Annotated in this window: 9 protein-coding genes; 4 read left to right on the forward strand and 5 right to left on the reverse strand. The window is 70.8% G+C overall.

All coding sequences use genetic code 11. The features are described 5' to 3' along the window. Positions 1-18 precede the first annotated feature (18 nt). From ACWD3E_RS23550 to ACWD3E_RS23570, 5 genes are all read right to left on the reverse strand, one after another. The gene (locus tag ACWD3E_RS23550) at positions 19-1,857 is read right to left on the reverse strand and encodes a protein kinase domain-containing protein (RefSeq protein WP_451389518.1); all 1,839 of its coding nucleotides are present in this window, start codon (positions 1,855-1,857) and stop codon (positions 19-21) included. Positions 1,858-1,944: 87 nt separating this feature from the next. Beyond that, the gene (locus ACWD3E_RS23555; protein ID WP_451389519.1) at positions 1,945-3,099 is read right to left on the reverse strand and encodes a hypothetical protein; all 1,155 of its coding nucleotides are present in this window, start codon (positions 3,097-3,099) and stop codon (positions 1,945-1,947) included. 41 nt (positions 3,100-3,140) lie between these two features. Then, positions 3,141-4,079 carry an N-acetylneuraminate synthase family protein gene (locus tag ACWD3E_RS23560; RefSeq protein ID WP_451389520.1) on the reverse strand — a complete coding sequence of 313 codons (939 nt, stop codon included), beginning with the start codon at positions 4,077-4,079 and terminating at the stop codon, positions 3,141-3,143. Between the two features lie 12 nt (positions 4,080-4,091). Then, positions 4,092-5,321: a cytidylyltransferase domain-containing protein gene (locus ACWD3E_RS23565; protein WP_451389521.1), complete on the reverse strand. Its 1,230-nt coding sequence runs from the start codon at positions 5,319-5,321 to the stop codon at positions 4,092-4,094. A gap of 32 nt (positions 5,322-5,353) precedes the next feature. Then, complete coding sequence (locus ACWD3E_RS23570; protein WP_451389522.1) at positions 5,354-6,667, reverse strand: DUF6716 putative glycosyltransferase; 1,314 nt, start codon at positions 6,665-6,667, stop codon at positions 5,354-5,356. A gap of 198 nt (positions 6,668-6,865) precedes the next feature. Between ACWD3E_RS23570 and ACWD3E_RS23575 the strand changes: the two genes are divergently transcribed. From ACWD3E_RS23575 to ACWD3E_RS23590, 4 genes are all read left to right on the forward strand, one after another. Then, positions 6,866-7,843, forward strand: a complete 978-nt coding sequence (locus tag ACWD3E_RS23575; protein ID WP_451389523.1) for a glycosyltransferase family 2 protein — start codon at positions 6,866-6,868, stop codon at positions 7,841-7,843. Next, entirely contained in the window at positions 7,840-9,153 is a 1,314-nt protein-coding gene (locus ACWD3E_RS23580; RefSeq protein WP_451389524.1) for an alpha-2,8-polysialyltransferase family protein, read from the forward strand. The genes ACWD3E_RS23575 and ACWD3E_RS23580 overlap by 4 nt, the downstream gene beginning before the upstream one ends. 144 nt (positions 9,154-9,297) lie before the next feature. Next, the gene (locus tag ACWD3E_RS23585) at positions 9,298-10,278 is read left to right on the forward strand and encodes a glycosyltransferase family 2 protein (protein WP_451389525.1); all 981 of its coding nucleotides are present in this window, start codon (positions 9,298-9,300) and stop codon (positions 10,276-10,278) included. Then, positions 10,275-11,666, forward strand: a complete 1,392-nt coding sequence (locus ACWD3E_RS23590; RefSeq protein WP_451389526.1) for a polysialyltransferase family glycosyltransferase — start codon at positions 10,275-10,277, stop codon at positions 11,664-11,666. The genes ACWD3E_RS23585 and ACWD3E_RS23590 overlap by 4 nt, the downstream gene beginning before the upstream one ends. Positions 11,667-11,737 lie beyond the last annotated feature (71 nt).

Raw genomic sequence — 11,737 nt, forward strand, 5'->3', positions numbered from 1 at the left:
CACCCCCAACTCCGTTACTTACGTGGCCGGTACCGCGTCACGCCAGATGCTGATGTCCAAGGTGACGTAGCGGCTGGCGCTGCTGCTGGACGACTGGCCGTCGAAGGTCACCAGGGCGACGATGCCGTCCTGCGTGATCGCGCAGAGCTGCCTGCCCTTGGAGAACCGGCTCACGGACACCTCCTGGGGCAGGAAACGGGTGTCCTGCTTGCAGGTGTCCAGCGAGCCCTTCTCCCCCTGGTCGAGCAGGACGAGTTTGGTGTTGTACGACCCGAAGGTGCAGGAGTCTCCGCACATCAGGTACAGGTCGTCGTAGTTGGAGTCCTGCGGCACCAGGGGCTGGTCGCTGAACTTGAGGTGGTAGCCGTCGGACAGGTTGAAGTTCTTGTAGACCGTGGGCGTGGGGGCGCTGCTCGCGGAGGCGCTGGGCTGCGCGCCGGTGGTCGCGCCGCCCGTGGGCCGGGCACCGGTGCTGTGTCCGCCGGCCGGGGCCGCGGCGGCGCCGGTGTGCTTCCCGCCCCCGCTGTCACCGCCGTTGTCGGTCAGATAGCCGATGACACCGAGGACGAGCACGACGGCTCCCGCGACACCGCCGAGGACGACCCCGGTCCGCCGGCGCCGGGCGGGACGACCGGGCTGCCCCACGACGACGGGGGGCGGCCCGGGGTACGGGGTGGCGGGCTGGAAGGGCTGCACGGGCTGGGCCGTCTGGGTCGGGGCATACGCAGGCTGCACGGGCTGGGCCGTCTGGGTAGGCGCATACGCAGCCTGCACGGGCTGGGCCGTCTGCGTCGGCACGTACGCAGGCGGCGGAGGTGTCGCCGGCTGCGCCGGGGCGGCTGCGGCCACGGCCGTCGGGGGGTGCTGCGGCGGCGCGGCCGAAGACGCGGTGGGCTGCTCGGCCGGCACCGGGCCGGGCGCCGGATCCGACACCGGTCCCGGCAGGGGCGCGCTGTAGCGGTCGGTGATGACCGTGGTGACCGCGCCCGGCAGCCAGTCCTCCGGACGGCGCAGCTGCGTGGCGCCGGAGGCGGCACCGCACAGGGCGAGAACCTCACTGAGCGACGGACGCGCGTCCGGCTCCTTCGCAAGGCACCGGCGTACGAGTTCGGTGAGTTCAGCAGGCAGTCCGCTGAGGTCCGCCTCCTCATGCACGATCCGGTAGAGAACGGCGTGGGAGGGCCCGTCCCCGTGGGCGGACCTTCCCAGGGCGGCGAAGGCGGCGACCTGCCCGAGGGCGAAGACATCGGACTGCGGCCCCACGGCCCGCCCCGCCGCCTGTTCCGGCGACATGAAGGCGGGTGTGCCCACGGTGACCCCGCTGCTGGTCAGCACGGTGGAGTCGGCGGCGCGGGCGATACCGAAGTCGATCACCCGGGGGCCGTCGGCGGCGAGCAGTACGTTGGACGGCTTCAGGTCGCGGTGCACGATGCCGGCGCCGTGCACCACCTGGAGGGCCTCGGCCACCCCGGCCGTGAGCAGCAGGACCGTGGACGTGGGCAGCGGCCCGTGCTCGGCGACGGCGGTGGCGAGCGTGGGCCCGGAGACGTAGGCGGTCGCCAGCCAGGGCTGCGATCCCTCCGTGTCACTGTCGATCACCGGAGCGGTGTACAGCCCCTGAACCCGCTCGGCCGCCCGCACCTCCTGCGCGAACCGCCGCCGGAACTCCGGGTCTTCGGCGAACTCGGGCCGAATCACCTTGATGGCGACGGGCCGTCCGCCCGGAGTGTGGGACAGATAGACCTTGCCCATCCCCCCGGCCCCGAGCCGTGCGGCGATCCGGTACCCGGCGATCGCCCGCGGGTCGTCCTCGGTCAGCGGCTGAAAGGCCCCTGCGGGCATGGCGTCGCCGGTCACTGTTCCCCCGTGTGTCAACTCGTCTGCGGCGCAGGGATCTTAGCGCGGCGCAAGGATCACGCCAGAACTGAAAGAGCCGCAACGCCCTTAGGCCAAGCCGGGCACCATCGCGAGCCGATGCACGTCCCGCGCCGTCCCCGTAACCCCCGACAGGAAGCCCTGTGCACGCGGAGACGCGTTCTCCGTCAGCCACGACGGGTCGATGTCGCACACCGCGACACGCACTCCCGTGCCGGCCAGCGCCAGCGGCAACGTGTGGACGACCGTCGACGGGAAGCTGAGGATCGTACGGCCTATCGGACCCCGGCGGGCGATCAGCTCCAACGGGAGGTCCGGGCGGACTATCTCCAGGCCCGTCTCCCCGGCCAGGCGGTGCAGTTTCTCCGCGCTCTCCCTGCGGTGGGCGAAGTAGCGTGTGGCGCCGTGGGTCTTGGCCAGGCCGCGGACCGCCTCCAGGTAACGGTCGCCGTCCACCACGCCCGTCTCCACCAACGACGTGCCGACCATGTCCGCGCCCTTGGTGATGCGCGGCGGGCCGAAGCGGTCGCGGGTCCAGGCGAAGGCGTTCGCGGTGACCGTGACGCCGTCGGGGGTCTCCTCGACCGGCATGGAGGAGAAGACCTCCACGCGGCGGTGCGCGCTCGGGGTCAGACGGCGGCGGGCCGACGAGGAGACCGGGGCGAAGAGGAGGTCACGAGGGCCCGGCCGGCCACCCTTGCGGTGCCAGCGGACCAGGCGTTCGCCGCGGGCCAGCTGGGCTACGAACTCCATCGTCGCCGTGCCGTCGTCGACCACGACCAGGTCACGCGCCCGAGTGATCGTCAACAACAGCTGCACATAACGCGAGAACGGGTCGCCCATGACGATCCGGTCGGCCCGGCGGAGGGAACCCGCCAGGCCGCCGATCGTCGAGAAGGGCGCGGTCGTGCCGCCCCGCGCCTCCTCCCAGCGCACCCGGTACCCCTCGTCCCGGGCCAGGTCCGCCATGCGGCGCAGCTGGCCCCGGGTCATGGGGTCCGTCGGGGACAGGACGACCACCGTGAGTTCCGCGCCGTCCGGTGGCGACGCATCACCGTCCACCGTCCGCCGTACCTGCGCGGGCACGGACCGCAGGAAGTCCGGCTCCGCGCCACGCAGGCCCTGCAGGTGGGCCCACTCCAGTACGTTCAGCAACTGGACCGGGCTCTCCACGAAGGCGAGCGTGCGGGGAGGCTGGCCGGCTTGACCGGCGCGGGGGCTCATCGGCGTACGACCGTCCCGTCGTAAGGGGCTCAACGCAGGCTTCAGACCGTGACCGGCTCGCCCGCCGCCGCGGCGATCTCCGCCTCGGCGACGACGCCGGCGACGCGGCGCAGCTTCTTCATCGGGCCCAGCTCGGAGTCGTAGACCTTCTTGACGCCGTCACCGAGGGAGGCCTCGATGGTGCGGATGTCGCGCACCAGGCGCGTGAGGCCCTGCGGCTCGACGGAGGCGGCCTGGTCGGAGCCCCACATCGCGCGGTCCAGGGTGATGTGCCGCTCGACGAACACGGCGCCCAGGGCGACCGCGGCCAGCGTGGTCTGCAGGCCCGTCTCGTGGCCGGAGTAGCCGATCGGGACGTTCGGGAACTCCTTCTCCAGCGTGTTGATCACGCGGAGGTTCAGCTCATCGGCCTTCGCCGGGTAGGTCGACGTGGCGTGGCACATCACGATGTTGTCGCTGCCGAGGACCTCGACCGCGTGGCGGATCTGCTTCGGGGTCGACATGCCCGTGGAGAGGATGACCGCGCGGCCCGTGGCGCGCAGGGCGCGCAGCAGCTCGTCGTCCGTCAGGGACGCGGAGGCCACCTTGTGGGCGGGGACGTCGAACTTCTCCAGGAAGGCGACGGCCTCGGTGTCCCACGGGGAGGCGAACCAGTCGATCCCCTTCTCCTTGCAGTACTCGTCGATCTGGCGGTACTCGTCCTCACCGAACTCCACACGGTGGCGGTAGTCGATGTAGGTCATCCGGCCCCAGGGGGTGTCGCGCTCGATGTCCCACTGGTCGCGCGGGGTGCAGATCTCCGGGGTGCGCTTCTGGAACTTGACGGCGTCGCAGCCGGCCTCGGCCGCCACGTCGATCAGCTTGAAGGCGTTCTCCAGCTCACCGTTGTGGTTGATGCCGATCTCGCCGCAGATGTAGACGGGACGGCCGGGGCCGACCTCGCGCGAACCGAACGTACGCAGACGGGAGTTGGTGCTCATCGGGGGATGTCCTTACTTGGGGAGGGAATCGAGAGAGGGGCCGAGGATCCAGCTGGCGATCTCTCGGATCGCGCCGTCACCGCCGGGGACGGTGGTGACCGCGCGTGCGGCGCCGCGTACGACGTCGTGGGCGCTCGCGACCGCCACGGGCCAGCCGGCGAGGGCGAAGCACGGGAGGTCGTTGACGTCGTTACCGACGTAGAGCACGCGCTCCGGCGCGATGCCCTGCTCCTCGCACCACTGCTTCAGCGCGAGGTCCTTGCGGTCGATGCCGTGCAGCACCGGGAGCTTGAGCTTCCGGGCGCGGGCGGCGACCACCGGGTTCTGTTCCGTGGACAGGATCAGCATCTTCAGGCCGCTCTTGCGCAGGGCGGCGATGCCGAGCCCGTCTCCGCGGTGCACGGAGACGAACTCCCGTCCGTCGGAGTCGATCAGCACCCGGTCGTCCGTCTGGGTGCCGTCGAAGTCGAGGACTACGGCGTCGATGTCGTCGTAGGCGGGAAGGGCGCCCGGGCGGTCCGCGTCGAACAGGGGCGCCAGGGCGCGGGCCCGCGCCAGGTCGTGCGGGTCGTCGATCTCCAGCACCCGGGCCGGGTCGGTGCGGACCAGCTCGGTGTGGCCGAAGAAGCGGTGGTTGTACTTGCGGAAGCCGGCCGCGTCCATGGCGTAGGCGGCGCCGGTCTCCAGGAAGTCCTGGGGGCGGTCCTGGCGGCGCGGGCGGAAGGACTTGTCGTGGTTGACGCCCACCCCGCCCTCGGACTCCGCATCCGCCTCGCGCCAGACGAAGCCGTGGAAGGGGGCCACCGTCACGGCGGTGTCCGCGCCGTTCTCCACGACCGCGCCGGCCACGCCGTCGATGTCCTCGCGGACGATGAACGGGCTGGTGCACTGCACGAGGAGCACCACGTCGACGGTCGCGCCGTGCAGCGCCTCGTGGGCGTCCATGGCGTGCAGGACCGCGGCCTCGGAGGTCGCCGTGTCCCCGGCGATGGCGGCCGGGCGCAGCACGACCTCGGCGCCGGCCTGCCGTGCGGCGGCGGCGATGGCCTGGTCGTCGGTGGAGACGACCACGTCGGTCACCAGCCGGGTGGCCCGGCATTCGCGGACCGCGCGGGCCACCAGCGGGATGCCGCCGACGGGCGCGAGGTTCTTCGCGGGAACGCCCTTGGAGCCGCCGCGCGCGGGGATGACCGCGAGCACTCGGCGAGCCGAAGTGCCTGGGCCGCCTTCCGAGTTGGACATGGCTTCTTCTCCTTGAGGTGGGATCCGGCCGCTCACAGTTCCCCCATGCGTCGGATGACGGGGGCCACGCGCTGCACACCGTGGCGGTAGGCGCCGCGCGCGGCCCGGCGCACGATCTGGCGGACGGGTCCGGGCGCCTTGTCGACGGCGGGCGCGCCGGGCAGCGGGGCACCGTCGGGGCCGAGGTGGTGGCGGGCGAGGATGCCGGGCAGGTAGCCGGGCGCGGTCTCGGGTGTGTAGTAGGGGTTCAGGGGCGGCAGGCCGCCGGGGCGCTCCAGCAGCCCGGCGATGCGCTCGCGGGCGGCGTCGAAGGCGGTGGAGTAGGAGCCGTCGGCGGCCACGCCCTGCCGGGCCACCCATTCCTCGTCCGCCGCCGGACGGTGCCCGGCGTCGAGCTGGTCCCAGGAGGCGAGGCACCCGGAGCCGGTGAAGTGGTGGTTGCCGAGCGTCTCGCGTACGCCGAGGTCGGTCAGGACGACCGTCGGGATGCGCCGGTGCAGGGCCTCCAGGGCGGCGGTGGAGCTGACCGTGACCAGCAGGTCGGTGCGGTCCAGCACCTCGCCCATGTGGCCGTACACCAGGCGGAAGTTGGCGGGGACGTCCTTGCCCTGCACCAGCTTCTGGTACGGCAACTCCTCGATGTGCGTGGTGTGTTCGCCGGGCTTGGAGCGCAGCTTCAGCAGCACCTCGCGCTCGGGGTGCTTGCGGGCGTGCTCGATCAGCCGGCCCAGGAGGTACGTACGGTCCTTGCGGTTGTCCGGCACGGACGGCTGGACTGCGAACACCACGGTGTACGGGTCGTGTTCACCGGTGTACGGGTCGCCGCCGAGGAAGGGCAGCGCCACCTCGGTGACCGAGGAGGCGTCGGCGCCCACACCCTCGTACACGGCACGGAAACGGTCGGCATCGTGGCGGGAGTTGGCGAGGACGAGGTCCGCGCCGTGGCGCAGCAGCAGACCGTCGGCGAGCTTCTCGTAGACGACGCCGACGTAGCCGGTGACGACGACGGGACGCTGCCCGGAGCCGCCCCAGATGTTCCTGAGGCCGTGCAGCATCGCCTGCACTCCGCCGCCGACCAGGGCGAGGACGAGGAGGTCGTAGGACTCCTCGCTCATCGCGCGCAGGAACTCGACGGCGGTGACCTCGCGGAGGGAGTCCGCGCGGACGCCGACCTCGTCGAGCTGACGGGCGGTCGGGGTGGCGCGGCCCCGCAGGAGGTAGCCGTCGAGCCGGATCTCGGCATCCGCGGGAGTGAGTCGCTGGGCGGTGAGCCCGCCCCACTTCCATCGGGTGTCGGAATCCGCGAGGACGGCGATCCGCAGGGCCTTCGTTGCACTTGCTGGCACGCCGGAGACGCTAGGAAGCCATTCCGAGGTTCCGCCCAACCCGAATGCAACAAACGGTTAACAGCACACCGCCGAATGGCGAATCGGGCCGCGATCGGCGCGGAATCTTGCCGGGTTCACTATTCCGCCACGCGCCGTTCACCCAACATCTCACCGACGGTCAAGACGAATGCCGGGCCACCGCCTACCGTCGACCGGGTGGTCAAGCTCTCCGTCATCCTGCCATTCTTCAATGTGCAGCGATATGCCCCAGAAACCGTGAAGAGCCTGCGCGCCAACACGCGGGACGACTTCGAATTCATACTCGTCGACGACAATTCGACCGACGGGACGCGCGAGATCTTGGAGCGCGCGGCACGCGATCTTCCGGGGGCCGTACTCATACGGCGCCCGGAGAGCGGGGTGTCCGGTGCACGCAACACGGGAATCGACGCCGCCCGTGGTGAGTATCTGACGTTCCTGGACGGGGACGACTGGGTCGCCCCCGGGTACTTCGAGCAGCTGGTGGCCGCCTTCGAGAAGCTGGACTGCGACTTCATGCGCACCGACCACGTGCGGTGCACAGGCAACGAGCGGACCGTCTACCGGGTGCCGTACGGGCTGCGGGACACCGTCATATCGCCGCGTGACGTGATCCTTCCGGACAACCGCTCGACGCCTGTCGACTACCCCTACTCCTGGGGGGGCATCTACCACCGCAGGCTCGTCGACCGCGGCCTGCTGCACTTTCCCGAGCATCTGCACACCGCCGAGGACCGGCCCTGGATCTGGCGCCTGCACCGCGAGGCGGAGTCCTTCGCCGTGGCCGGGCGGCTGCTCGGAATCTTCTACCGGCGCGGCGTCGCCTCGTCCCTGACGCAGATCGGCGACGTACGCCAGCTCGACTTCATTCCGGCGTTCGACCAGGTGATCGCGGAGACGGCCCAGGACCGGGACGGCGACCTCTACCTCCCCAAGGCCGTGCGCACGTACTGCGCGATCATCGCCCACCACCTCAACACGATCGAGAAGTTCGAGCCGACGGTGGCCCGCAAGCTGCGCACCATGAGCGCGGCGGCCCTCAAGCGGCTGCCGCAGGACATTCTCGACGACGTACTCGACTCGATGGACTGGGAGCGCGCCTCGCGACTGCGTCGGCTGCGCCGCCGCCCGGTGACGGAGAACGCTGCCGCATGACCACCCAGATCTTCTGCGCGTCCACGCTCTACGGCGTCGCGACGCTCGCCGCGGCCATCGACGCCGACTGCTTCCAGCCCGCCGACCGGCGCATCCTGCTGGTCTCCAACAATGCGACGAACCCCGAGGTCACCAGCGCCGTCGACGAGATGCCGGGCTTCGCCCTGTTGCGCGACCGCTTCGACGACGTCCTGTCGTGGAACGAGACCATCGCCCCCTTCCACCCGGGCGGCTGGTCGCCGCGGGCCGACGACACCCTGCTGTGGGAGCGGTATCTGCGGCTGCTGTGGGGCCTCGGGGACGACGACGTCGAGCTGGCCGTGGAGTCCATCCAGGTCAACCCGGCCCTCGCCGTGAGCCAGATCTTCTCCGTCGCGCCCATCGACGTGTACGCGGACGGGCTGATGAGCTACGGCCCCACCCGCTTCAAGATCGACCAGCTGGTCGGCACCCGTGTGCGCCGCCTGCTGCACCTGGACCTGGTGCCGGACCTCGAGCCGCTGCTGCTCACCGAGTTCGGTGTCGCACCCGAGCTCGTGCCCACGGACACCTTCCTGAAGGTGCTCGGCACGATCGGCGCCGCGGCACCGAACCTGCCCGAACTGCCCGGCGACGCCGCGCTGCTGCTCGGCCAGTACCTGTCGGCGCTGTCCATCCTCACGCCCGAGGAGGAAGAGGACCTGCACATACGGATGTTGCGGGGCGCCGTCGCCCAGGGACACCGCCAGGTGATCTTCAAGCCGCACCCGACCGCGCCGGCCCGCTACAGCCGGGCCCTGGAGGAGGAGGCCGAGCGCCTCAGCGTCGAGCTGACCGTCCTCGACGTGCCCGTGCTGGCCGAGGTGCTCTACGAGCGCGTGCGGCCCGCGTTCGTCGTCGGCTGCTTCTCCACCGCGCTGTTCACCGCGAAGACCTTCTATGGGCTGTCCACCGCGCGGGTCGGCACCGAGCTGCTGCTGGAGCGGCTGACCCCGTACCAGAACAGCAACCGCATCCCGGTCACCCTGGCCGACGCACTGCTGCCCGACCTGGAGAGCGGTCGGACGGCGAAGATCGGTGAGCTGAAGGGCCTGGTGGAGACCGTCGGCTTCATGATGCAGCCGCAGATCTACCCCGGTCTGCGGCAGGCGGCCACCGACTACCTCACGCACCGCCCGGCCGGCATCGACCACTTCTTCAAGCGCCGTCGGCTCACCGCGCTCGGCCTGCCCGGCGGGCTGCCGACCCGGCTCGCCTTCATTCCGCGCAACGCCACGGTGCGGCGGGTGGCGCGAAGGGTGCGCACCATCAGACAGTCGGCACTCAAATAGCCCTGCGGCCCCGGACAGGAGATCGCACGCATATTCCACATTCGCTCAGAGGTCAAGAGGGTTAACGGAGTCTTCTGTCTTCGTTAACCCGACGCCCCCTCTGCGGCCAGAAGAGCGAGCTGACCCCGGCCTAGCGTCGAGCGAGTGGTCAAGCTCTCCGTCATCGTGCCGTTCTACAATGTTCAGCAATTCGCTCCTGACACGCTCAGAAGTCTTTACCTGAACGCCCGCGACGATTTCGAGTTCCTGCTCGTCGACGACTGTTCGACCGACGAAACTCCCGGAATCCTCGAACGAGCGGCACGGGACATTCCCGGCGCCATACTCCTGAGGCACGAGAAGAACGGCGGCCTGGCCGCCGCGCGCAACACCGGTATCGACGCGGCCCGCGGCGACTACCTCACCTTCCTGGACGGCGACGACTGGCTCGCCCCCGGATATCTGCCCCAGCTCCTCGCAACGGCCGAGACGCTGGGATGCGACTTCGTCCGCACCGACCACGTCCAGTGCCAGGGGCGCGCCCGGACGCTCCACCGGGCCCCGGTCGGGCCGCGGAACGTCGTCCTGCCACCGCGCGACGCGATCCTGCCGGTCCACCGTTCGACGTCCGTCGACTACGCGTACGCCTGGGCGGGCATCTACCACCGCCGCCTGGCCGACCGCGGCCTGCTGCACTTCACCGACGGGCTGCGCACCGCCGAGGACCGGCCCTGGATCTGGAAGCTGCACCGGGAAGCGGACACCTTCGCCGCGGTGGGCCTGCTCGGCGTCTTCTACCGGCGTGGCGTCGCATCGTCCCTCACCCAGATCGGAGACGTACGCCAGCTCGACTTCCTGCGTGCCTTCGACCAGGTGATGGCGGAGACCGCCGAGGACCGCGACGCGGACGCGCTCCTCCCCAAGGCCGTGCGCACCTACTGCGCGATCATCGCCCACCATCTGGCGTCCATCGAACGGTTCGAGCCCCTGGTGGCGCGGAAGTTGAAGGTGATGAGTGCGCAGGCGCTGCGGCGCATGCCGCAGCCCCTGCTCGACGAGGCCCTCGACTCGATGGACGTACAGCGCGCGGCACGCCTGCGCCGACTGCGCCACCGCCCGGTCGCGGCCACGGGGGTGCCCGCATGACGACACAGGTCTTCCTCGCGTCCACCTCGTACGGCACGGCCACGCTCGCGGCAGCGCTTGACAGCGGCTGCTACGCGCCCGCGGGCCGGCGCGTCCTGCTCGTCTCCAACAACACCGCGATCCCCGAGACGACGCCCGCCATCGACGCGATGCCGGGTTTCGAGCGGCTGCGCGACCACTTCGACGACGTGCTCTCGTGGAACGAGACCATCTCCCCCTTCCATCCCGGAGACTGGGGGCCGAGATCCGACGACGTGCCGCTGTGGGAGCGCCATCTGCGGCTGGCCTGGGACCTGGGCGACGACGACATCGAGCTGACCGTCGAATCCCTCCAGGTCAACCCGGCGCTCGGCCTCGCGCAGATCTTCACGGACGCGCCCGTCACCGTCTACGCGGACGGCCTGATGAGCTACGGCCCCACCCGCAACAAGATCGACCCGCTGGTCGGCGCCCGGGTGACCCGGCTGCTCCACCTGGACCTGGTGCCGGGCCTGAAGCCACTGCTGCTGACCGAGTTCGGTATCGCACCCGAGATCGTCCCGGCCTCCGCCTTCACCAAAGCGCTCGCCGGACTCGCGGACGCCCGCGACGAGCCGCCCTCGATCGACCGGCCCGTCCTGCTCCTCGGCCAGCACCTGTCCGCGCTCGGCATCCTCACCGCCGAGGAGGAGGAACACCTCCATGTGCGGATGCTGACGGGCGCCGTCGCGCTCGGCCATACCCGCGTGGTGTTCAAGCCGCACCCCGCGGCCCCGGCCCGCTGGTCGCGCGCCCTTCAGCAGACGGCGACGGAACTGGGTTCCGACCTGACCGTGCTCGACTCGCGGGAGCTCGCCGAGGTGCTCTTCCAGCGGATGCACCCCGCACTGGTCGTCGGCTGCTTCTCCACCGCGCTGTTCACCGCGTCCACGCTGTACGGCCTGCCGGTCGCCCGCGTCGCCACCGACACCCTGCTGGAGCGCCTGACGCCGTACGAGAACAGCAACCGTGTCCCCGTCACCATCGCCGACGCGCTGCTGCCCGATCTGGCGGACCGGGCAGCGGTCACCGGGCAGCGGCCGGGCATGGACGTCGCCGACCTCACCGCGCTCGTACGGGCCGTCGGGTTCGCGATGCAGCCGCAGATCCACCCCGACCTGCGCCCGGCCGCCGCCCGCTATCTGGCCACACGCCTCGGCCCGGACACCCGGCGGTACTTCAAGCGTCGGCGTCTCACCTCGCTGGCGCTGCCGGGTGGCGTCCCGGCGCGGCTCGCCTTCCTGCCGCGCAACGCGACCGTCCGCCGTATCGCACGCCGGCTGCGCTCTCTGCGCCGTACGGTCCGGGAGGCACGCCGCTCAGTGCATCGCAGGCGACCTCCAGATGAACTCGTCCCGCCCGAGGCGTGAAGCGTTGATCCGACCACGGCATCCCTCCCGACAATCGGACTAATGTGCTGAGGAATTCCTGGAAACAGAAC

This window comes from Streptomyces sp. NPDC002676 (genome assembly GCF_053592455.1).